The organism is Enhygromyxa salina, assembly GCF_002994635.1.
GTDB classification, from domain to species: Bacteria; Myxococcota_A; Polyangia; order Nannocystales; family Nannocystaceae; genus Plesiocystis; species Plesiocystis salina_B.
This window is the reverse complement of record NZ_PVNL01000057.1, coordinates 183,256-204,517: the sequence shown is the minus strand read 5'-3', so window position 1 is coordinate 204,517 and position 21,262 is coordinate 183,256. Positions and strand designations below refer to the sequence as shown.

Genomic DNA, 21,262 nt, shown 5'->3' with positions numbered 1-21,262 from the left:
CGAGTCCTTTCATCGTCCTCAGGTCCACGCGCTATCGGTCACGTGGCGAGACGAGCACCGACGCTCGCCCCAACGATCTACGCCCAGTGTAGCGTCAGCGGGGCAGCGCACACAAGGGAAGCATCAGCTTGGTTCAAAACAGCCCGACTCCTGTTCAGTCGAGCGCCGATGATCCAGCAAAGTGGCAGCTTCGTGCGATCTGTGTATCCGGCACGATGCCGACGGCGCCGCGCTCGGCCCACGCTCGTGGCTCAGTGAGCGCGCCCATTGAGCGCTCACTGAGCCAGGTGGGCGAGCTGGTCTCGATCGCGGCTCAGCTCCATGACCAGCGTGTCGATGGCGCTGACCAGCGCCAGCAGGCGTCGCTGGTCACGCGTGTGCCCCTGCGCTGTCCGCGACCACGGCGCCGTCGATCGGATCTGATCCAGTTCGCGAGGATCGGGGATCGGGCTGGGCTCCAGCCGATACTCGTCCATGTACAGCGCGCGGTTGACCTCGAGCTGAAGCGCGTGGACGTGCTCGTGGGGCCGGCCCAGCGAGCCGGCGATCTGCCCGCCGCGATACGGATCGTCGAGCGCGACGGCGAGCGGCCAGCTCGACCCAAACAGACCTCGCTGCCGGGTGCACAGGCCACCGAGCGCCTGCATGGCCAGCTCGGACAGCGCGGGCCCACACGCGTCGCCCGATCGGGTGCCGAGCACGAGATCTCCGCCGACCGTGCTCGGCATCGAGTGGGCGTCGAGCACGATCGCGTAGCCGAACTGCCGGCGACGCCGCTCGATCAGCAGCCGCAGCGCGCGGTGGTAGGGGTGGTAATAGCGATCGAGCCGGTGGGAGAACTGCGCGTAGGTCAGCGTGGTCAGCAGCGGGATGTTGCCGACCGCGCTGCGCCACACCACCCCTCGGTTGCGGATCTTTCGGCCGCCGCTCGAGCTGGGTGGGGCCGCGCCAAACGCAGCCTCGCGCGGTCGCGGGGCGGGGTGATCAGGGACGATCTCGGCGCTCACGTCGTCGTGCGCCCGGTTGAGATCGACGACGACCCGCGAGTAGCGAGCGCGCACCGTGGCGGCTCCCAGGGCCTCGGCCCGCACGTACAGCCGGTCGACGGCGTAGTCCGCGTTGCGCGGAAAGCTGACCTGCGGCCGCGGCCCCAGGCTCGCAGGCCAGTCGAGCCCGACATGCGGAAAGCTGATGATCAGCGGGCACGCGCGGACCCCCGGGCGAAACTCGAAGGGCAGCGGCTCACCAGGCTCAGCCCCGACGTCGCCAGCCCCGATCGTCTCCGTGCTCCCGAGTTCGCTCACGTTCCCAGCTCGAATACTAGACAGGTTTGGAAACGTGGGCCAGGCGGTCGCTGGCGGGCAAAAAAAGAAAGGGCCCTCGCACTGAGTGCGAGGGCCCTGCGCTGACCCTGCCGGGACTTGAACCCGGGATTGCGGCGTGAGAGGCCGCCGTCCTAACCGCTAGACCACAGGGCCTAGTGCGTGTGAAGTCAAAGTAGGTGAGTAAGGGGTGTGCTCAGGGAGCACGAGGAGCGGTCAGGAAGCTGAGTTCGGGTACAAGGACTCGAACCTTGATTGGCGGAATCAGAATCCGCTGTCCTACCATTAGACGATACCCGAACAGTGCAGAACCGCGGTCCCTGCGAGCCAGGGAGTGAAGCGGATGCGGTGGGCCCAGCGGATGAGCCCGGAGGTCGTGGTAGGAGCCCCTTTCGAGGCCGGGGGAAGATGGACTAGTGGCCATCGGCTGTCAAGATGCTTTGTCGCGGCGTCAAAGACGCATTTTTCGTCTGTGCCACGGCTGTGCGGGTTGGCCGACGCCGGGGCCCACGCCCATGGAGTAACCTCCCGCTCATGCGTCGATCCGGCCATCTGTCGCTCCCGTTCGCGGTCCTGCTCGCTGGCGCTGTGTCGCTTGGCGTGGCCTGCAAGGACAGCAGCCCCAGCGAGACCCCGAGCACCAGCGAAAGCGTCGATCCCGGCCCGTCGGGCCCGAGCGCGGACAAGCCCGAGCTGCTGCTGCGCCTCGATCCGGTCGGAGATCCGGCCCCGGCCCAGGACCAGGTCGAGATCGCCCGAGGCAAGCAGGGCGCGGTCGCCAGCGCCGAGTCCAACGCGAGCCGGATCGGCGTGGAGATCCTCCAGGCTGGGGGCAACGCAGTCGACGCGGCGGTCGCGGTGGGGTTCGCGCTGTCCGTCACCCACCCGTCGGCCGGCAACATCGGCGGCGGCGGGTTCATGGTCCTGCGGTTCCCCGACGGCGTCAGCAAGGCCGTCGACTATCGCGAGACCGCGCCCGGAGCCGCGTCCGCGGACATGTACCTCGACGACGCGGGCGAGCTCACCGATCAGAGCCGCACGGGCGCCAAGGCGGCCGGGATCCCCGGTGACGTGGCCGGGTTTTGGTACGCGCATCAGCAGTGGGGCAAGCTCGAGTGGCGACAGGTCGTCGAGCCTGCGGTCGCGCTGGCGCGCGACGGGTGGACCCTCGACGAGACCCACGCCGACGATCTCGAGTGGGGCAGCCAGCGGATGGCCGACGCCGGCCTCGACGCCAGCGCGGCCGCGTTTCGCAAGCCCGATGGCAGCAACTACGCGGCGGGCGACGTGTGGCGTCAGCCCGAGCTCGCGGCCACCCTGCAACGGATCGCCGATCACGGGCGCGACGGCTTCTACGCCGGGGACTTCGCGGCCTACCTCGCCACACAGGTGCAGGATCTCGGCGGGATCTGGACGGTCGAGGATCTCGCCAACTACCAGGCCGTCGAGCGCGAGCCGCTGGTGTTCGACTACCACGGCCACGAGATCATCGCGATGCCGCCGCCGTCAGCGGGCGGGGTGGTCCTGCGCCAGATCCTCGCCGCCAGCGAGGTCATGCAGCTCGAGCGCCTGGCCTGGCACTCGCCCGCGCACGTCCACGCCTACGTGGAGATCCTCCGGCGCACCTACGCCGACCGCAACCTGCTGCTCGGCGATCCGGACTTCGTGAAGATCCCCATGCAGACGCTGCTCGACGTCAGCTACATCGACGAGCGCGTCGCCGACATCAACCCGAAGAAGGCCACGCCGTCGGACCAGGTCGGGGCAGGGGTCGAGGTCGTCGAGTCCGAGCAGACCACCCACTTCTCGGTCGTCGACGCCGACGGGCTCGCGGTCGCCAACACCTACACGCTCAACGGCGGGTTCGGCTCGAAGGTCGTGGTGCCGGGGACCGGGGTGATCCTGAACAACGAGATGGACGACTTCACGGCCAAGGTCGGGGCGCCAAACATGTTCGGGCTGATCCAGGGCCCGCAGAACGCGATCGCGCCGGGCAAGCGGATGCTCAGCAGCATGACCCCGACGATCGTGGTCAAAGACGGGAAGCTCCGCGCCGTGGTCGGGTCACCCGGTGGGCCCACGATCACGACCACGGTCGCGCAGATCATCATTCAGCTGATCGACTACGATCGCCCGCTCGAGGACGCGGTCCGGGAGTCTCGGATCCACCACCAGTGGAAGCCCGACAACATCTGGTACGAGGAGGGCATGGACCCGGCCCTGAAGAAGGCGCTCGAGAAGAAGGGCCACGAGCTCAAGACCCGCGGCTGGAGGATCGGGCACGCGAACTGTATCTCGGTGGATCCCGCGAGCGGGGAGATCAAGGCGGTCGCGGACGTGGCCCGCGACGGTGGGTCCGCGGCCGCGTACTAGCGGTCGGCCTTGGAGCCGCCTAGGCAGGGCGGCGAGGCGGGGACTTGGCCGCCGCGCTCGACCCACTGCGCCGGGGTGTGGGCCTGGATCGACAGCGCGTGCACGCCCCCGGCGAGCTGGGCAGCCAGGGCCTTGTTGACGGCGCGGTGGCGGGCCACGGGCGACTGGCCGGCGAACGCGTCGCTCACGATGACGACCTTGAAGTGGGTCTCGGAGCCCTTGGGGACGTTGTGGTTGCCCGACTCGTTGATCACGTCGAGCAGCTCGGGCGCGAACGCCCGAACCAGCTCGTCGTGGATCTGATCGGCGATCATGCGCGGGGCTCCGCGAGGGTGCTGGCGACGACCTGGGCGATGTCGAGCACCTCGATGTCCTCGTCCTTGTCGAAGTGCTTCATGCCGTCGGAGATCATGGTCTTGCAGAACGGGCAGCCGACCGCGACGGCGTCGACCTCGGCGTTGACGATCTCCTGGCTGCGGTTGACGTTGACGCGCTTGTCCTTCTCTTCTTCGACCCACATGCGGCCGCCGCCAGCGCCACAGCAAAACCCATGCTCGCGGTTGCGCTCGAGCTCGACGAAGGTGCCCTTGCCGCCCAGCGATCGCTCGATCGACTTGCGCGGCGCGTCGTAGACCTTGTTCCAGCGGCCGAGGTAGCACGAGTCGTGGTAGGTCAGCTTCTTGGTCAAGGGCTGGTCGACCTTGAGCTTGCCGTCCTCGAGCAGCTTGGCGATCAGCTCGGCGTGATGCACGACCTCGTAGTCGCCGCCGAACTGCGGGTACTCGTTCTTGATCACGTGGAAGCAGTGTGGGCAGGTCGCTATGACCTTGGTGACCTGGTGCTCGTTGAAGGTCGCAACCTGCTCGGCGGCGAGCTCCTGGAACTTGTCCTCGGCGCCGAGCCGCCGCAGCGTGTCACCGGTGCACTTCTCCTGCTTGCCGAGCACGGCGAAGTCGACCTGCGCGGCGTGGAGGATGCGAACCAGCGCCTGGGTTGTCTTCTTGGCGCCGTCGTCGAGGGCGCCGGCGCAGCCGACGAACAACAGCCACTCGGCGTTGGGCTTGTCCTCGATCGTGGGGACGTCGAGGCCCTCGGCCCAGGCCATGCGATCGCCGTTGTCGTTCCACGGGTTGCCCTGACCCTCGGCGATGTTGCCGATCACGCGGGTGATGTCGCCGGGGGTCCGGCCCTCTTCGTCGTTGAGCACGATCCGCGTGCGCATCTGCAGGATCTTGAGCGGGTGCTGGATGAACACCGGGCAGACCTCTTCGCAGGCGCCGCAGGTGGTGCAGGCCCACAGGGTCTCGTCCTTGATGCGGCCGCCGACCAGCGGCGGGGCGGCCTGCAGCTGCTGCTTGATCTCGGCGATCTTGTCGGTGCGCGCGGTCTCGGGGAGCGGCTTGTGGGCCGATGCCTCGGGTTCGAGATCCTCGGGGAAGCTCTCTTCCCCCGTGTCTGGATCGTAGATCGGCAGCTGGCCGCCGGCGGTGCGGAGCTGAACCAGCAGGCCGCCGCGGTCCTTCATCTCGTCCTTGAGATCGTGGATCAGGTGCATCGGCGAGAGCGGCTTGTGGGTCGCAAACGCGGGGCAGTACATGGTGCAGCGGGCGCACTCGGTGCACGCGTAGTTGTCGATCAGCGACTTCCAGTCGAAGTCTTCGATCCGCCCGACGCCCCAGTTCTCCCACGGGATCGGGGCCTCCTCCTCGTCGTCCGTCTCCTCGGCGTCCTCCGCCGGCTCGGGCGGCATGAGCTGCAGCTTGGGCATGATCCCCTGCTGGCCCTGGCGCCGCAGCAAGATGTTGGGCCCCGAGCCGAGCACGTGGATGTGCTTGGAGAACGGCAAGTAGTTGAGGAACGCCAGGACCACGCACATGTGCCCCCACCAGTGGGCCTCGGCGATGACGCTGGCGGTGTCGCCATTGGTCGAGACGAACAAGCCCGAGCCGCCGCCGCCAGGCAGGGCCTCGCTGATCGGCGGACCCGAGTACAGCCCGAGGCCCGAGCCGATCGCGTAGGAGACCAGCGAGCCGTCCTCCATCATCCGCGTGTGGGCCATCTCGTAGACGTGGTGGCCGAAGTGCGTGATCACGATCAGCGTGATCGCGCTGAGGATCAGCATCGCGTCGAGGTTGGCGGGCACGAAGCTGGGCTTGATCACGAGCCGCCGCACGAACGCGTAGATCAGCGCGAGCGCGACGACCGTGTTGCCGATGTCGACCCCGAACTTGAGCCAGGCATGGCCGGTCTCGCCGATCAGCGTGCCAAAGGTGAAGCCCCACTCGCCGAACAGCCCGGTGAAGAGCATGTCGAGCAGCCCGATCTGCAGGACCAAGAAGCCCCAGTACAGCGCGAGGTGGTGCCAGCTGCGGCGCTCCTCCATGACCTTGCGCTGGCCAAAGAAGAAGGTCATCAGGCTGGCGATCCGCTCACCCCATGTCTCCTCGAGGTTGGCGGGCCGTCCGAGCGCGGCGATCTTGATGAACTTGGACAGGTTCCAGGTGAACAGTCCGAGGGCAAAGGCAACGACCAGCGCGAAGGCGATGAGCTTGGGCATGGTGGGCTCCTGCGGGCGTCTGTCGCCCTGGCGGGTATACCGCGGCGGCGACCAAACACGCGCGCGGGCTATACCACAGGCATGGGGCGGTTGCCGGGCCTGGGTGCTTGGTCGCGGATCCCCTGGCCCACGAGTGAGCGCGCCGTTTCGTTTCGGCCAACCAAACCGCAGCGCGTCGGCCCAAGCGCTGCTAGCCTGCCCGTGAGTCTGGTACCCGACTGTGCGCGACCTCCTGTTGATCAGCGACCTGCACCTGGGCTCCCACCTCAAGGCGCGGACCCGGGGGGAGTTCGTCCACCTCGCCGCGCGACTCGACGAGACCCTGCCGCAGTTCCTGGACCACTACGCGCGGCTGGGCAGCTGGCAGCTGGTCATCAACGGCGACTTCATCGACTTTTGGAACGTCGAGATCGGCGATGGCGCGCAAGATCCCGTGGAGCTCGCGGTCGAGCGCCTGCACGCCGTGCTCGACGCGTACCCCGGTGTCGAGGACGCGCTGGTCGGGTTCCTCGACGCGGGGAATTCAATCGTGTTCGTGGCGGGCAACCATGACGCCGAGTTCCTGTACCCCGAGGTCGGCCGCGCGTTCGCGTCTCGGCTCGAGGGCGCGCTCGACGACGGCGACGATCCCGAGCAGCTGGCCGAGCGGATCACGGCGACGGGGATCACGACACTCGGTGAGGTCGGCGCCGGGCAGGTGCGCTTCGTGCCGTGGTTCGTGCGCGAGGGCGGGGCCTGGATCGAGCACGGGCACCTGTTCGATCCGGCTTGCTCGACCCATGCGCAGCTGTCTCCGACCCGCGGGGGGCGCCTGGTTCAGAGCGTCGCCGAGGTCGCGACCCGGCGCTTCACCAACCGGATGCCGGAGATCGACTACGACGCGGCCGACCGGTTCACGACCATGGACTACTTCCGCTGGGCGATCGCTCGCGGCTGGCGGTTCATGCTCCGGGTCGTGTTTTTGTACCTGCGCATGGTCGGCGGGATGCTCGGGCTGTGGGTTCGCAGCGGCCGGGTCGACAAGGCTGGGCGGGCCGCCCACGAAGAGCGGCTCGCCAAGCTGGCCAAGAACGCGGGCCTGCAGATGAGCGCGCTGACGGCCCTCGAGAACATGGCGCCGCCGCCCAGCTCGGCCAGCGTCGGCGGCGTGTTGTCGGTCACCGCGCTCGATCTCGCGATCGCCGTGATCGCGCCCGCGTTGTTGGTGCCTCTGATCTTTTGGTCACTCGGCTGGTCGCTGGCGATCGCGGCTCCGCTCGGCCTCGGGCTCGGGGCGCTGGCTGCCCTTCAGGTCAAGCGCCGACGATCCCCGCGCAACGTGGCCCGCGACATGCTGGAGGTCGCGTCGAGCGTCGGCGAGGTCACGGGCACGCGGATCGTGCTGATGGGCCACAGCCACCGCGGCAGCGTGGAACAACGTGGATCGGTCATCTACGGCAACAGCGGCAGCTGGCTCGATGGCTCCCACCTGATCGTCCGCCGGGACGCGCGAGGCGAGCAGCTGTGCGAGGTTGAGCTCCGCCGTTGGCGCAACGGTGGCGTGACGATCCTCGACCGCATGCAGGTGCCGCCAGATCCGAGCCCCCAGCACGAGCCGCGACAACCTCCCAAATTGGATCCGCGACTCGATCCGCGGGGGGCAGTCGAAGCCGCCGAGTGAACGCGGACTGTGTTAGCGTGTCCGCGTGGCAGGTGAGCACATTCTCATCGTCGAAGACGATCCCGCGGTCCAGACTCTGCTCGTCAAGGCGTTGACCGCCAAGGGCTACCGGGTCACGCAGGCGACCGACGGTGTCCAAGGGTTGACGGCCCTCGACAACGAGCAGCCGGATCTCATCATCTGCGACGTCATGATGCCGCGGCTCGACGGCATGACCTTCGTCAAGGCCCTCAAGCGCAACGACGGCACGCGCTCGGTCCCGGTGATCTTCTTGACCGCCAAGAACGATCCGCGCAGCGTCGTCGAGGGCATCAACGTGGGCGCGAAGTACTACGTGACCAAGCCGTTCGCGCTCGACGAGCTCCTGTCCAAGATCCACAAGGCGCTGTGACCCCCCGCGGCTGGGGCTGCGCTGCGGGATCGCCCGCTGGGGCTGCGCTGCGGGATCACCCGCCGGGTCTGCAGCGCCTCAAGCCTCGACGATCAGCTGCAGCAGCTCGGCCTGCGAGCGCACGCCGCACTTGGCGTAGATCGACTTGAGGTGGTTGCGGACCGTGTGCGGGGAGATCCCCAGGTCCTCGGCGATCTGCGGCGGGCGGCGGTGGGCCAGCAGCGCCTCGAGCACCTGCACCTCGCGCGGGGACAGCTCGTCGAGCCCGGGGATCTGACGCCAGTCGCGGTTGCGTCGCTCGTGGGGCAGGGCGCCCGCGTCTGCGAGCACCCGGGCGATCTCTCGCAGCGCGGCCTGGGCGTTGTCGGCGGTGCGATCGACCCGCGCGAGCGCGACCTCGACGGCGGCCTCGAGCTGCGGACGGGCGAACGGCTTGACGACGAAGCCGTGGGCGTCGACCCGGCGGATCCGGGCCAGGGTCTCGGGCTCGGCGTGGGCCGAGACGAACAGCAGCGCGCAGGTCGGGAAGTTCTTTTGGACCTGCTCGGCGAGCTCGATGCCGTCGATCTCGGCGTCGAGATCGATGTCGAGCACCAACAAGTCCGGGCGCAGCTCCTCGACCACGGGCATCAGATCACTGGGACGCCGCACCAGTCGCAGGATCTGCAGGCCGATCTCTTCGAGGATGTGCTGGAGATCGCGAGCGACGATCCACTCGTCCTCGACAATGATCGCGCGGGCTCGCCGGGGCTTTTCTTCGCTCGTCATGCTTGCACCTCGTCGATCGCTAGATTCGTCGGAAGCCACAGACGGGCCTCGGTGCCGCCACCGGGCGCAGAGGTGAGCTCGAGAGATCCGCCGAGCTGCTGCGCGACGGCGCAGACCATGGGCAGACCCAGGCTGTCATTGTTCGCCGCCTCGAAGTCGTCCGGCAACCCCGGGCCCCAGTCGCGGACGCGCAGGCAGGTGCGGTCGTCGATCTGTCGGAGCTCGAGGGCCAGCTCGGCCCGGGCGGTGTGGGGGAGGGCGTGATCGATCGCGTTCGAGAACAGCTCGTCGACGATCAGCGCGATGCGGGTCGCGTGATGGTGGTTCCAGCGCATCGGCTCGAAGTCGAGGGTCAGCTCGAAGCAGTTGCCCTGCATGGTCCGCGCGCTGGCCTCGAGGAATTCGGCCACCGTGTGCAGACAGCGATCTGCGCTGACGGTGCCGCCCGAGTCGGCGGTGAGCTGGTGCACGACCCCGACCACGCCGACGCGACGATAGCAGCGGATCAGCTCGTGGCGGGCCCGGGGATCGTCGACGCGTCGAATGTGCAGCGCGTGGAGGCTGGTCAGCAGCTGCAGCTCATTGCGGATCTGGTGTCGGGCCTGCCGCAGGGCACCCTCGGCGCGGGCGGGGTCAGGCCGCGGCTCGGGCTCGATGAGTTCGTCGAGCTCGTCGACATCCGGTGGGGGCGCTTCGTCTTCGATCGGGCTCACGAGGGACGTTCCCACGTCTCGGCCTTGGCGTCGGCGCTGGTGGCCGCGTCGGTCTCCGAGTTGGTGATCAGATTGGCGGCGGCGCTGGCCTGGGCCTGGCGCCGCATGTCTTGCAAGAGTGGTCGCAGGCGCTCGAGCGGGAACGGCTTGCGAAGGATCGTTAGCTGCCGCTCCTTCGCCATGCGCTCGGTGCTGGGGTCACAGTCCCCCGTCATCAACACTACGGGCAGATCGGGCCGAACCGCGAGCAGCTGATCGATGAGCTCGTCACCGTGCGCGTCGGGCAGCAGGAGGTCGACAAAGGCGCCGATCCAGCAGCTCGGGTCGGTCGAGAATTGCTCGAGCGCGCGGCGCCCGTCCTCGACCTCGGTGACGATGTACCCACGCTGCTCGAGCTCGCAGCGAAGCACGAAGCGAATGACAGCTTCATCGTCGACGATCAGCAGGCGCCCACCCGGGGAAGGGCCGTCATTCGGCGTGGGATCGACGGTGTTCATGGTGGGGGGCGGCAGCTGCTCCGACTGCGGTGATCACGATAGTGATTTTGACCGCATGCTCATAGTGCGCTTTTTGCGGAGAATCGCAACCCGGCCCGAGCTCGAGCCCCGCTCGCGCTGCATCACCGCTGGTGTTGGTCGGGCGCCATCGCCACGTCGCGGCGTGCGACTGAACCAACGTGCGCCAGACCGCGCGCGTTGCCGCTAAGCTCGCCCCCATGCCGAGCTCCCAAGCAAAGAGCGAGGACCAGCGCGCGCGGCTGGCCTCGATCGAGCTGCTCACCTTCGACATCGACGGGACCCTGACCGACGCGACCACCTGGTGGGCGGGCGAGCCCGTCGGATGGGTTCAGCGCTACAGCGTTCGCGACGGGGAGGCGCTGCTACGAATCGCCCGGGCCGGCCTGACGGTCGTGCCGCTGTCGCGCAACAAGACAGCGTCGGCCCGCCGCCGAGTCGAGCACCTGGGCTGCGCGACCGACTGGCTGGGCGTGACCGACAAGATCGCCGCGCTCGAGCAGATCTGTGCGCGTCATGGCGGCGTCCGTCCCGAGCACGTGCTGCACGTGGGCGACGGCCTCGACGACGCGCCGGTATTCGAGCGCGTCGGGCTGGGGGTCGCGGTCGCCGACGCCCACCCCGGGGCGCTATCCGCCGCGCACCTGGTGCTGCAGGCGGTTGGCGGCGCGCGGGCGATCGAGGAGCTCGAGCTGCGGCTGCGCAGCGCCGACAACCCCCGCCTGCTCGACCGCCAGGCGAGCGCGCGAGGGCCCGCGTGAACGGGCCGATCCTCGCGGTCGGGACCATGAGCGGGACCTCTGGGGACGGCGTCGACGCGGTCCTGCTCGAGCTCGCGTCGGTTCACGACCGGCACGAGCCGCGCTTGCTCGGCCACGCCCACGTGCCGTTCGACGCCGCGCTGCAGGCCGAGCTGACCAACCCGACCTCGATGTCGCTGGCGCGGCTGTCGGAGCTGCACGCCGAGCTGCCGCGTCGGACCGCCGAGGCGGTCCGCAAGCTCGACGGTTGGCAGCGCTGCAGCGTGGTCGGGATGCACGGGCAGACGGTCTGGCACGGCCCGCCGTCGGCGACCCAGAGCCTCGGCCACACGACCCCCAACACGCTTCAGATCGGCAGCTCGGTGGTGCTCGCCGAGGCGCTCGGCAAGCCGGTCGTCGCCGATCTGCGCGCAGCTGACATGTTTCATGGCGGAGAGGGGGCGCCGATCGTCCCGTTCGCGCACTGGTTCTTCACCGCGGCCGAGCACGCCGGCCGCCTGGTCGTCAACGTGGGCGGGATCGCCAACATCACTCACGTGACCGCGGCGCTCGATGACGTGGTCGGCTACGACATCGGGCCCGGCATGATGATCTCGGACTGCCTGGCGAATCGCCTGAGCTCGGGCGACCTCGACTATGATCGTGACGGCGTGCTCAGCCGCGGCGGGAAGGTCGACGAGAACATCGTCGACTACGTGCTCGCCCACGCGTTCTTTCAGAAGCCGCCGCCGCGCTCGACCGGCCGCGAGGACTTTGGTCGTGCGTACGCGACCCGCCTCCACGAGCGGTTCTCGAAGGTGCCCGACCGCGACCTGCTGACCTCGGTGTTGGCCGTGACCGCGCGCGCGATCTCGCGGGCCGCGGCCGAACTCGACGGGGTCCGGGATCTGCTGTTGACGGGCGGCGGCGCCAAGAACCCGACCTTGCTGCGGCTGACGCAAGAGTCGCTGGCGCTCCCGGTCGAGCGCCCGCGCAGCGGTGTGTTCGCGGCCAGCTGCCACGAGAGCGCCGCGATCGCGCTGATCGCCGCTCGCACGGTCGCGGGGCTCCCGAGCTCGCTCCCGCGGGTCACCGGGGCGCGCGAGGCATGCGTGCTCGGGCACATCGCGTACCCCCGGAAGCCCTAGATCAGGCTGGTCATGGGGTCGGGGCGCTGGGCGGCTGCTCGAGCTCGGGCTTCCGGTCAGCGTCGGGTTCGGGTTCGGGTTCGGGCTCGGGCTCGGGTTCGGGCTCCGGCTCCGGCGCTGGCTCAGCGAGGGCGGCGAGCCCAGCTTGGCGGCTGGCGACCCGGGTCGCGCGGGCGAGGTCGAGGCCCTGGGCGATCCACAGCCCGTCCTGCTCGCGCAGGCGCTGCTCGGCGATCACCAACACGCCGCCCTCGTCGTCCTTGGTGAGCTCGCACGCCTCGCTCGGTGTGGCGGGCTCGGTCCAGGAGCCCAGCATCTCGGTCGTGTAGCGACAGCGGCCATCGGCGGCGATCTGGTAGGTCCGGTGGCCGACACAGGCGAGCATGGAGCCGTCCTGGCCGACGATCGCGGTCGCGCCGGGCTGGGGGGTGACGAGCTGGGGCTGACCCTGCTGATCTCGCATCGCGATCACCCGGGTCCGCGTCTGGCCGCGCTCATCGGTCAGTCGCAGCGCGCAGGGCGAGGACAACGACAGCCCAAACACGCGCTCGCGGCCGCGATGGTCAACCTCGACGAGCTTGGTCCCGGCCTCCTCGACCAGCCACAGGACCCGCTGGCCGGGGATCTCGCTCTCGACCAGCCACCCGCCGTCGAGCCGGCCGAGGTCCGGCCGCTCGAACGCGGCGAAGGTCTCGGGCATCGGCGGCGGGGCCCGCTTCCACTTGGGCTTCGGCTTGGGCTTGGCGCGCGCGGCGGCCTCCAGCTCCGCGATCTCGGCGGGATCGTCGATCGGTCGCGGGGTGCCCTCGGCCGGGTCTGGCGTCGATCGCCCGCAGCCGATCAGCAGGCACGACGCCACCGCGATCAGCAGCGCCGGGCACGAGGCGAGAGGAAGCGTCCGAGCCATCGCGTGGAGGATAGCCGGTACCGAGCCGGATTTGGCCCGCTCGTCCGGATTCGCACTCGCTCGCGAAGGCTCTTGCTAGCGACCGCTGAGCACGCGCGCCGCCGCATCGTGGCCGCTCTGCACGGCGCTCTCGATCGTCGCGGGCAGCCCGGTGCGGACCCAGTCGCCCGCGAGCAGCAGACCTGGGATCGGCGACTGCGTCTCGGGGCGACGGCGATAGGTCCCGACCGCGTGACTGATCGTCGCGCGCTTCTCTTTGACCACACGAAACCCGCGGATCTGTGGCCGCGCGCGCGGAAAAAATCGGGCGATCTCGCCGAGGAACAGCTCGCGCAGGGCCTCGGGTTGATCATCGACGAACCCACGCGCGCCCGAGATCGTGACCGACAACAGGCTGTCTCCCGCGGTCGGGCGCCCGCTGGTGCCGGCTTCGATGCGGTCGCGATCCCACAGCCAGTGCAGCGGACTCGCGATCAAGCCCACGAACGGCCGGTCCAGCAGCGGCTCGTCGAGGGTCACCCACAGGTTGACGATCGGTGAGGCCTCGAGTCGCGCGACGTCGCGAAACACCAGGTGCTCGCGGGCGGCCTCGGGCAGCAGCTCGAGCAACACCTGGGGCGGCACCGCGGTCACGATCTGTTCGGTCGCCACGGTCTCGCCAGACTTGAGGGTCAGCCCGGCGACGCGGCCGTCCGCGTCGAGCTCGAGCTTGCGAGCGGGGCTGGCGAACCGGACCTCGCCGCCGCGCGCCTCGATGTAGTCGACCGCGCGCTGGACATACACGGACGACAGCGGCAGCCGCGGCACGACCAGGCTCGACGCCGCGCGCGAGCCCATGAACGCCCGCTCGAGCACGGCGATCAGCATCGCCGCCGAGGCGACCAGCGGATCGTCGTTGAGCACCGCCCAGATCAGCGGCTCCCAGAACGCGGCCCGGATCGGCGGCGTCTGCCCGAGCCGCCGCAGCCACGCGTCGCAGGTCTCGTTGTCGTCGGGTCGGGCGATCTCACCGCGCAGCAACAGCCCGGCCCGAAGCGCCGCCGCGCGGTGCAGCATCCCGATCCCCCGCATGCCGATCAGTCCACCGGCGAGGTGCAGCGGGGCAGGCAAGGGCGGGCACGTCAGCTCGACCCGGGCCCCGCCAGGCTTGAGCATGGTCATCGCGAGGTTGGACTGCACCTCGAGCGCGTCGTCGGGCACCCCGATCGCGCGCATGAACGACAGCGTCTCCCAGTAGCAGCCCATCATCAGGTGCTGGCCGTTGTCGATCTCGCGGCCTGTCACCTTGTCGTGAAACGACCGCGACCGACCGCCGCCGTGCTTGGCAGCCTCGACCACGAGCACCTCGCGGCCAGCCGCGACCAGCCGCACGGCCGCCGCCAACCCGGCGAAGCCCCCACCAACGACGATCGTGCGTGATCCCCCGCCCATGCTCGCCGCAGCGTACTGCCGAGGCCGCCGCTTGGCGCCCATCCACGATGGCCCAGATCACAGGGATGGACGGGCCCACGCCCATGACGTGATCCACGTCTCTGCGAGGCCGTGGTTTGCGAACGATCTAGAACCGCCCACCGATCGACAGCCCGGCACCACCAGGGATCCACGCGGGCCCGAGCTGCGCGACGTCGACCCCGGCCTCGGCGCGCCGTGCCTTGCGCTTCTTCTCCGAGGCCACCCCAACCGCGAGCAACGGGATCCCGGCCGCCAGGAACACCCCCGCGACGAGGGTGCCCGTGACCATCAACGCGTTGCCCGACTCGCCCCGGGTGATCGCGGCCTCGCGCGCGGGAATGTCAGCCTCGAGCGGGAGACCGCCGGTCTGCGCCTGGGCGCCACCCGCGAGCACGATCCCCGTGACCAGCAGGCCGATCCCTCCGAAGCCGAGCGCGCTCAGCCCCGCGCCCGCGCCGAGCATGGCCTTGTTGCGCTTGGCCTCGCGGGTGTCCGCGTCCTCGTCGAATTTGGGCCGCATGCGCTCGGCCAGCTCGGCTTCACGGCGGGCCTGCTCGGCCTCCCAGTCGGCGATCTGCTCGTCGACCTCGGCGATCTGTTCTTCGATCTTCTCGCGCTCGATCGCCGCTTGCTCACCGTAGAGATCGTCGACCTCGCCCAGGTAGCGGCCCAGGATCTCCCGAGACTGCCGCAGGTGCTGCACGTCCTTGTCGATCTCGAACCATTTTTGCTGGGCCCGCGCGACGTTGTAGATCAGCTCGGCCTTGATCAGGCGGTTCTCGAAGCTCGGCGGGATCAGGTCGTAGGCCTCGAGCCAGAGCCCGACAGCCTCGCCGTACTGGGCGGCGGAGTAGCGGGTGACGCCAGCGTCGAACAGCTGCTTGGCCTCGCTCATGGCCTGGTCGTCGTCGTCGTCGTCGTCGGCGTCGGCGTCGGCATCGTCGTCGTTGGCTGGCGCCGCATGAGCCACGCGCAGGCCACCGATCGGCGCGAGCGCGAGCGCGAGCGTGACGGCCGCGGCCGTGAGCGCGCGGATCGGAGGAGTCGTCGGCGTCGGCGTCTTCATGGGGCTCAGTTCTCCGAGGGCACGACCGCGACCACGCCGTTGGCGTTGCCGATCACCAGATCAGGGACATCGTCGAGGTTGAAGTCCTCGAACATCAGCGCGCGCGGAGCCGCGGCCACGTCGATCGTCACGAAGTCGGGGAAGCTGCCTGCGCGGTTGATGTGGACGGGGAGCTTGTCCTCCTGGATGTCGGCGACGACGATGTCGGGCCAGCCGTCGAAGTTGACGTCGGCGGCCACGCCCGAGATCGGCAGCTCGCCGCCGGGCAAGGTCGCCTGGAGCTCCAAGCTGCCGTCACCCAGGCCCCGGTAGACGCGGACCTCGGACAGGATCTCGGTCTGGTTGAACGGCGCCGAGATGAACACGACCACGTCGACGTTGCCGTCGCGGTCGAAGTCGGCGGTGGCGACGTCCCGGGGCACGAGCGGAGACTCGATCATCAGGCGCGGCTGGGGCGTGAGCATGCCAGCGCCGTTGTTGAGCTCGACCCGGACGCTCGGCTCGAGCTCCGAGATCAGGACCACGTCGAGATCGCCGTCGTTGTCCATGTCGACGGGTGGGGCCGGGCGCGGGGCCGGCAGCGTGACCAGCAGCCGCTCGGCCTCGAAGCCGACCCCAGGCTGGGCGATGTAGAGCGCGAGCGAGCTCGACAGCTGGCCGCCAACCAGCAGATCGTCGAGCCCGTCGCCGTTCATGTCGGCGGCGTGGATCGAGCGCACCTGCAGGCTGATGTCGATCTCTTCGATCATCGCGACGGGGTCGACGCCAAAGTTGTAGGCGATGACCAGCTGCGAGGGGTCGACCAGAGGGTCGTTGGGGAACACCGCCAGCGCGATGTCGCTGGTCCCCGAGCCGTCGAAGTTGCCCGAGCTGGCCTGCGGGACCCGTCCGTCGCGCTTGTTCTCGGGATCGAGGCCGTTGATCGCCTCGAAGTTGTCGTCGTCGGCGACCAGCGCGAAGACGTCCCAGCACGAGTCGCCTTGCGCGGTCGGGGGGCCCGTCATCGGTGGGTTGGCGCAGTTGCTGTTGACGGTGGCGATCAGCAGCGGGAACCCGTCGCCCTCGGGATCGAAGGCCAGCAGGTCGGTGACCTCGCCGAACACGTTCTCTTCGGACGAGGCGCCGAAGCACAGCTCACCTGGCTGGATCGTGCCGTCACCGCACACGCCACACACCGAGTTGTCGCAGGACTGATCGAGCCCGCACTGCTGGTCGACCTCACAGACCGCGCCGACCGTGCCGACGCCGTCAAAGCACGAGAGACCGCCGAGCGCAGACAACATGCCCGCGACGACGAGCGAGCGAGAGCAGGGGCGTGGGCTCACGCGGGTACTGTATCAGAGCGGCGGTGACCTGGTCGGGCCGGATCAAGCCAGCACGGATCGGACCGCGCGCGCGCCCGGGAGCTCGAGTGGGAGACTGGTCAACGCGAGCGAGATCGCGGCGACCTTGAGCTTGTCTCGGCGGCGCAGGGCGGCCCGGTGGGTGAACACGTCGAACCGGCGGGACCGCAGCTCGGCCAGCAGCTGGTGGTAGGTGCGGCCCATGATCTCGGCGGGCAACAGCGGGCGCAGGTTGGGCATGTTGGGCAGCTCGGCCCACGCCTTTTGGTACTCGGACTCGGCGATGTCGTGGAATTCCTGGGCCATCGCCAGGAACCGACGATCGTAGGTGCAGCGCAGCGCGTCTTCTTCGCTCAGGCCGTGGCGGGTGAGCAGATCGATCGGCAGGTACACCCGGCCGCGCGCGGCGTCCTCACCGACGTCCCGCAAGATGTTGGTGTACTGCAGGGCCAGCCCGAGGTGCTTGGCGTAGCGCTGCGCGAGCTCGGACTGATCCCCGAAGATCCCGATGCACAAGATCCCCACGCACGAGGCCACGCGATAGCAGTACAGCTCGAGGCTCTCGAGATCGGGGTAGGTCGTGATGTCGAGATCCATCGCGCAGCCGGCGATGATCTCGTCGAACGCGTAGCGGGGCAGGGCGAAGTGCTCGATCGTCCCGGCCAGGGCCTGGCCGAGATCGGTCCGGATCGGACCCGAGCGCTCATAGATATGGGCGACCTCCTGGCTCCACGCGGCCAGCTCGGCCTCGGCCTGCGCGCGCCCCTCGGCCCCCGGCGGGCGCTCGTCGACGATGTCGTCGACGACCCGGCAAAATTGATAGACCTGGGTCAGCGCGTCGCGCTGCGCGGGGCTCAAGAACAAGAACGCAAACTTGAAGTTCGAGGACGATCGCGCGGTCACCCGGCGCATCAACGACTGGGCGCGCTCGACCAGCGCCTGCACGTCGAGCGGGAGCGCCATGCCTAGACCTCGCCCCGCACGAACCGCCGGCCAAACGTGAACAGCGAGCGGCCGGCGATGTCGACGACGTCGCGCTTGTCGAGCGTGGGACGGTAGTCGAGGACCTCGAAGTCGCGGGCCTCGATCAGGTCGAGGATCTTCATGCCGCCGCGCCAGGTGGCCTCGAGCTCGAGCGACAGGCCCGGCGAGACCTTGCGGATCACGGGGCGGCCACGCAAGAACATGGTCCGGACCCGCGCGCACGAGAAGCGCATGAGCTCCTTGAACTCGGTGGTGTGGCGGCCGGCCTGCAGCTGATCCCAGGTCACCCCAAAGTGGATCAGATCCTCTTGCGGGATGTAGCAGCGCCCGCGCGGGATATCGACGCTGAGATCCTGCAGGAAGTTGGCGATCTGCAAGGCCGTGCAGACCTCGTCGGAGAACCGGTGCAGCTCGGGCTGGCGGTGGCCGTGGACGTACAGCACGAGCTGCCCGACAGGCTCGGCCGAGTGCGTGCAGTAGTGGCGCAGCTCGGCGAACGAGGCGTAGCGGTGCTTGGTCAGATCCATGCGGAACGCCATCAGCAGCGCCTTGAACGGGCCGATCGGGATGTTGTGGCGGCGGACCGTGTCGCGCAGGGCCATGAACACCGGGTGATCGACGTCGCGGTGGTAGCAGGCCTCGAGGTACAGCTCCCACGCGTCGATCGCCTGGCGGCGGCGGCCCTCGAAGCGCGGCTCGTCGGCGAAGTCATCGGCCGTGCGCGCGAACGTGTAGATCGCCCACAGGTGGGGTCGCAGCGGCGCGGGCACGAACCGCGAGGCGACCGGGAAATTCTCGTAGTGGTTGGTCGCGAGCCGCTCGCAAAACCGGTAGGCGGCTTCTTTGGTCCACGGCCCCGGCGGCGCCCCGTCGGGTGCGTCGGGCAGCGCGTCGACCTCCTCGCGGGGGTGAGCGAGCGGGACCGCGAACAGGCGCGGTGTGGTGGTGTGGGATCCCGTGGCCATGGTCTTGGTCGTCGCAGTGAAGGCGGAGGGCGGAAGCCGAGAGGGGGTCAGTCGTCGCCCGCCCGCAGCTGACCTAACAGAGCTTCGGCGCGCTCGGGTTTGATCTCGCCCACATCGATCAGCCGCTGGGCGATCGATTCTACCTCCGCGCCGCGTGCGCCCGCTGCCATCGCGACAGTCCGGGCGTGCAGCGACATATGCCCGCGCTGAATGCCTTCGGTCGCCAGGGCTCGCAAGGCGGCGAGGTTCGACGCGAGCCCCGCGGCGGCCATGACCAGGCCCAGCTCGCCGCCCATCGGCTGGCCCAAGATGTCCAGCGCAAGCCGCGCTGTCGGGTGCGTTCGCGTCGCGCCGCCCACGGTCCCGACCGCCGTCGGGATGCTGATGTCACCCTGAAGCGCGATCGTGCGGCCGGCCTCGCCCTTGATCGCGCGCCAGGTCGCGAGCGGACCGTAGCGTCCGTCTTTGACCGCGAACGCGTGGGCGGACGCCTCCATCGCGCGCCAGTCGTTGCCGGTTGCGAGCACGACCGCGTCGACGCCGTTCATGATCCCCTTGTTGTGGGTCGTCGCCCGATAGGGGTCGAGCTCGGCGAAGCGCGAGGCCTCTTCGATCCGCTCGGCGACCAGCGGACCGTCGATGTCGTTGGCCTCGAGCACCGCGGCGGGGATTCGGCAGCTCACGTGCGATGCCCGTCGATCGGCCAGGTTGCTGAGAATCCGCAGCACCGAGCGCCAGCCGCTGAGCTGCTCGAGCCGCGGCGCGATCGCTTCGGCCACGGTGTTGAGCAGGTTGGCCCCCATCGCGTCGCGACAGTCGATCAGCATGTGCACGACGATCGTGTCGGTGTCGAGGGTGCGGACCTCCATGCCCCGGGCGCCGCCGCCCCGGGCGAGCAGCCGCGGGTGCGAGTCATCCGCGAGCTCGAGCAGACCGGCCTTGTCCGCGCGGACCCACTCGGCGACGTCCTCGATCGAGTCGTGCCCGACGCGGACCAGCTGGACCTGGGCGATCATCCAGGGTGGATCGGAGAAGCCGCTGAAGCCCCCGCCCGCGCGGATCATTTTGGCGGCGTTCGAGGCCGCCGCGATCACCGACGCCTCCTCGACGCACATCGGCACCAGGTAGTCGCGGCCGTTGAGGCAGAAGTTGGTGGCGATCCCCATTGGCAGGGTCAAGAACCCGACCACGTTCTCGACCATGTGGTTGGCGGTCTCTAGATCGAGCGCGGTCGCGTCGGCGTCCTTGAACCGAGCCGGGTCGAGCCCGGTCGCGAGCGCGACGGCCTCGCGCCGCTGCGTCACGCTGCGCTTGAACAGCCCGTGGATCCGCGAGTTGACCGGCGGGCGCGGCTCGGCCCGCAGCCCGTTCGCGTCGGTCTCGAGCTTGCGGACCAGCGCGATCCCGAAGCGGTGGTAGAGATCGACGGCGACCCGATCGAGCTGCGCGCTGTCGCGGGCGAACACCACGACCAGATCGCCGCCGCCGGCCCCCGAGGGCTTGGCCGCCAGCTCAGCCCACTGCGAGGCCCCGAGGATCGTCTCGATCCGCTCGGACATGATCGGGGACTTGGCCAGCGACGCGAGCGCGCGCAGGCCCTCGTTGTGGACCGCGCAGGCCTCCTGGATCATGCCGAACGCGGTCGCGGGGTCGGACTGCTCGTCGAGCCCGGACTGAAACCGACGGCTCGCCGACGCCAGCTCCGTGATCGCCAGCTCGTAGCTGGCCCGATCCCGGCGCGCGCCGGCTTCGACCGCCTTGACCAACGAGCCCGTGCTGGCTGGCGCGCCCGCGTCGAAGAACCCGATCGTCAACCAGCCCGGCAGCGACAGCGGCTGGACCCCGCCGCCGAGCGCGAACCGAACCGTGCCGCCGTAGACCGCCGTGGCCACGTCGGCTCCGCTGCCGCGGCCCTCCTGCGCCATCGTGTGGGCCTCGCGGGCGATGTTCATGGCCGCCTGACGAGCCTGGGGGGCGTTCAGATCGAGGCCCGCGGCCCGCAGGTACCAGCCGACGACCGCGGTCGTGACCGCGGCGCTCGAGCCCAGGCCGAGCTTGCGGGCCCCGGTCGTGAACCCGACGGTGGTCACGACTGGCAGCGAGTCGGGCTTGGGGACCTCGTGATCGTGGCCGCGCAGCCAGCCAGTGACCAGCTCGACGGCCGCGGCCACGAACGGGCTGGTCGGATCCGGGCGCTCGCCGTGCTGGTCTCGCGGCGCGTGGGCGTAGGCGCGGACATCGACGGCGGTGACCACCGCTTCGTGACCCTCGAGCACGGCGTACTCGCCGATCAGGAACGCCTTTCCGGGGGCAGAGACGGGGCCACAGAGGGGACCTTGGGTGGACGAGGTCATGGGC

At 69.5% G+C, this 21,262-nt stretch carries 18 protein-coding genes and 2 tRNA genes; 5 read left to right on the top strand and 15 right to left on the bottom strand.

Annotated features, from left to right (window positions below; translation table 11 throughout):
• Positions 1-275: 275 nt before the first annotated feature.
• From ENSA7_RS15430 to ENSA7_RS15420, 3 genes are all read right to left on the bottom strand, one after another.
• Positions 276-1,304 (bottom strand): N-formylglutamate amidohydrolase, encoded by a 1,029-nt coding sequence (locus tag ENSA7_RS15430; RefSeq protein ID WP_181233763.1) that lies wholly within the window; start codon positions 1,302-1,304, stop codon positions 276-278.
• 102 nt (positions 1,305-1,406) lie between these two features.
• A tRNA-Glu gene (locus ENSA7_RS15425) sits at positions 1,407-1,478 on the bottom strand.
• A 73-nt stretch (positions 1,479-1,551) separates the two neighbouring features.
• A tRNA-Gln gene (locus tag ENSA7_RS15420) sits at positions 1,552-1,622 on the bottom strand.
• Positions 1,623-1,856: 234 nt separating this feature from the next.
• On the opposite strand from ENSA7_RS15420, the gene ggt reads away from it, so the two are divergent.
• Positions 1,857-3,695, top strand: a complete 1,839-nt coding sequence (ggt, locus tag ENSA7_RS15415) for a gamma-glutamyltransferase (protein ID WP_106090042.1) — start codon at positions 1,857-1,859, stop codon at positions 3,693-3,695.
• Here ggt and ENSA7_RS15410 read toward each other — a convergent pair.
• Complete coding sequence (locus ENSA7_RS15410) at positions 3,692-4,009, bottom strand: BolA family protein (RefSeq protein WP_106090041.1); 318 nt, start codon at positions 4,007-4,009, stop codon at positions 3,692-3,694. The two genes, ggt and ENSA7_RS15410, sit on opposite strands and share 4 nt — an antisense overlap.
• The gene (locus tag ENSA7_RS15405; RefSeq protein ID WP_106090040.1) at positions 4,006-6,252 is read right to left on the bottom strand and encodes a (Fe-S)-binding protein; all 2,247 of its coding nucleotides are present in this window, start codon (positions 6,250-6,252) and stop codon (positions 4,006-4,008) included. Before ENSA7_RS15405 ends, ENSA7_RS15410 begins: the two co-directional genes overlap by 4 nt.
• 220 nt (positions 6,253-6,472) lie before the next feature.
• Here ENSA7_RS15405 and ENSA7_RS15400 point away from each other — a divergent pair, with 220 nt between their 5' ends.
• Positions 6,473-7,912, top strand: a complete 1,440-nt coding sequence (locus ENSA7_RS15400; protein WP_106090039.1) for a metallophosphoesterase — start codon at positions 6,473-6,475, stop codon at positions 7,910-7,912.
• A 25-nt stretch (positions 7,913-7,937) separates the two neighbouring features.
• Entirely contained in the window at positions 7,938-8,303 is a 366-nt protein-coding gene (locus ENSA7_RS15395; protein ID WP_106090038.1) for a response regulator transcription factor, read from the top strand.
• A gap of 78 nt (positions 8,304-8,381) precedes the next feature.
• Here the strand turns inward: ENSA7_RS15395 and ENSA7_RS15390 are convergent, their stop codons facing one another.
• The 3 genes from ENSA7_RS15390 to ENSA7_RS15380 are packed head-to-tail and all read right to left on the bottom strand — an operon-like array spanning position 8,382 to position 10,281.
• Positions 8,382-9,071 carry a response regulator gene (locus ENSA7_RS15390; RefSeq protein ID WP_106090037.1) on the bottom strand — a complete coding sequence of 230 codons (690 nt, stop codon included), beginning with the start codon at positions 9,069-9,071 and terminating at the stop codon, positions 8,382-8,384.
• Positions 9,068-9,799 (bottom strand): ATP-binding protein, encoded by a 732-nt coding sequence (locus tag ENSA7_RS15385; protein WP_106090036.1) that lies wholly within the window; start codon positions 9,797-9,799, stop codon positions 9,068-9,070. Before ENSA7_RS15385 ends, ENSA7_RS15390 begins: the two co-directional genes overlap by 4 nt.
• A complete protein-coding gene (locus tag ENSA7_RS15380) occupies positions 9,781-10,281 on the bottom strand; it encodes a response regulator (protein ID WP_106090035.1) in 501 nt (166 codons plus the stop codon). Before ENSA7_RS15380 ends, ENSA7_RS15385 begins: the two co-directional genes overlap by 19 nt.
• Positions 10,282-10,499: 218 nt before the next feature.
• Here ENSA7_RS15380 and ENSA7_RS15375 point away from each other — a divergent pair, with 218 nt between their 5' ends.
• A complete protein-coding gene (locus ENSA7_RS15375) occupies positions 10,500-11,060 on the top strand; it encodes an HAD hydrolase family protein (RefSeq protein ID WP_106090034.1) in 561 nt (186 codons plus the stop codon).
• Positions 11,057-12,187 (top strand): anhydro-N-acetylmuramic acid kinase, encoded by a 1,131-nt coding sequence (locus tag ENSA7_RS15370; RefSeq protein ID WP_106090033.1) that lies wholly within the window; start codon positions 11,057-11,059, stop codon positions 12,185-12,187. Before ENSA7_RS15375 ends, ENSA7_RS15370 begins: the two co-directional genes overlap by 4 nt.
• Positions 12,188-12,197: 10 nt before the next feature.
• Here ENSA7_RS15370 and ENSA7_RS43675 read toward each other — a convergent pair whose 3' ends face one another.
• From ENSA7_RS43675 to ENSA7_RS15335, 7 genes are all read right to left on the bottom strand, one after another.
• Positions 12,198-13,094, bottom strand: coding sequence for a hypothetical protein (locus ENSA7_RS43675; protein ID WP_181233762.1), 897 nt, complete (start codon positions 13,092-13,094; stop codon positions 12,198-12,200).
• Positions 13,095-13,169: 75 nt separating this feature from the next.
• Positions 13,170-14,525, bottom strand: a complete 1,356-nt coding sequence (hpnE, locus tag ENSA7_RS15360; RefSeq protein WP_181233761.1) for a hydroxysqualene dehydroxylase HpnE — start codon at positions 14,523-14,525, stop codon at positions 13,170-13,172.
• Positions 14,526-14,652: 127 nt separating this feature from the next.
• The gene (locus ENSA7_RS15355; protein WP_106090031.1) at positions 14,653-15,612 is read right to left on the bottom strand and encodes a hypothetical protein; all 960 of its coding nucleotides are present in this window, start codon (positions 15,610-15,612) and stop codon (positions 14,653-14,655) included.
• A 5-nt stretch (positions 15,613-15,617) separates the two neighbouring features.
• Positions 15,618-16,937, bottom strand: coding sequence for an FG-GAP-like repeat-containing protein (locus tag ENSA7_RS15350; protein ID WP_146157727.1), 1,320 nt, complete (start codon positions 16,935-16,937; stop codon positions 15,618-15,620).
• Between the two features lie 42 nt (positions 16,938-16,979).
• Complete coding sequence (locus ENSA7_RS15345) at positions 16,980-17,918, bottom strand: phytoene/squalene synthase family protein (protein ID WP_106090029.1); 939 nt, start codon at positions 17,916-17,918, stop codon at positions 16,980-16,982.
• A gap of 2 nt (positions 17,919-17,920) precedes the next feature.
• Positions 17,921-18,904 carry a squalene synthase HpnC gene (hpnC, locus tag ENSA7_RS15340; RefSeq protein ID WP_106090028.1) on the bottom strand — a complete coding sequence of 328 codons (984 nt, stop codon included), beginning with the start codon at positions 18,902-18,904 and terminating at the stop codon, positions 17,921-17,923.
• A gap of 47 nt (positions 18,905-18,951) precedes the next feature.
• Positions 18,952-21,258: a hydroxymethylglutaryl-CoA reductase, degradative gene (locus ENSA7_RS15335; RefSeq protein WP_181233760.1), complete on the bottom strand. Its 2,307-nt coding sequence runs from the start codon at positions 21,256-21,258 to the stop codon at positions 18,952-18,954.
• Positions 21,259-21,262: the final 4 nt, after the last annotated feature.

Excerpts from the sequence above, each read along its gene's own strand:
- ggt (WP_106090042.1), top strand. The coding sequence starts at position 1,857 with ATGCGTCGATCCGGCCATCTGTCGCTCCCGTTCGCGGTCCTGCTCGCT.
- ENSA7_RS15410 (WP_106090041.1), bottom strand. The coding sequence starts at position 4,009 with ATGATCGCCGATCAGATCCACGACGAGCTGGTTCGGGCGTTCGCGCCC.
- ENSA7_RS15405 (WP_106090040.1), bottom strand. The coding sequence starts at position 6,252 with ATGCCCAAGCTCATCGCCTTCGCGCTGGTCGTTGCCTTTGCCCTCGGA.
- ENSA7_RS15390 (WP_106090037.1), bottom strand. The coding sequence starts at position 9,071 with ATGACGAGCGAAGAAAAGCCCCGGCGAGCCCGCGCGATCATTGTCGAG.
- ENSA7_RS15380 (WP_106090035.1), bottom strand. The coding sequence starts at position 10,281 with ATGAACACCGTCGATCCCACGCCGAATGACGGCCCTTCCCCGGGTGGG.
- ENSA7_RS15375 (WP_106090034.1), top strand. The coding sequence starts at position 10,500 with ATGCCGAGCTCCCAAGCAAAGAGCGAGGACCAGCGCGCGCGGCTGGCC.
- ENSA7_RS43675 (WP_181233762.1), bottom strand. The coding sequence starts at position 13,094 with ATGGCTCGGACGCTTCCTCTCGCCTCGTGCCCGGCGCTGCTGATCGCG.
- hpnE (WP_181233761.1), bottom strand. The coding sequence starts at position 14,525 with ATGGGCGGGGGATCACGCACGATCGTCGTTGGTGGGGGCTTCGCCGGG.
- ENSA7_RS15355 (WP_106090031.1), bottom strand. The coding sequence starts at position 15,612 with ATGAAGACGCCGACGCCGACGACTCCTCCGATCCGCGCGCTCACGGCC.
- ENSA7_RS15345 (WP_106090029.1), bottom strand. The coding sequence starts at position 17,918 with ATGGCGCTCCCGCTCGACGTGCAGGCGCTGGTCGAGCGCGCCCAGTCG.
- hpnC (WP_106090028.1), bottom strand. The coding sequence starts at position 18,904 with ATGGCCACGGGATCCCACACCACCACACCGCGCCTGTTCGCGGTCCCG.
- ENSA7_RS15335 (WP_181233760.1), bottom strand. The coding sequence starts at position 21,258 with ATGACCTCGTCCACCCAAGGTCCCCTCTGTGGCCCCGTCTCTGCCCCC.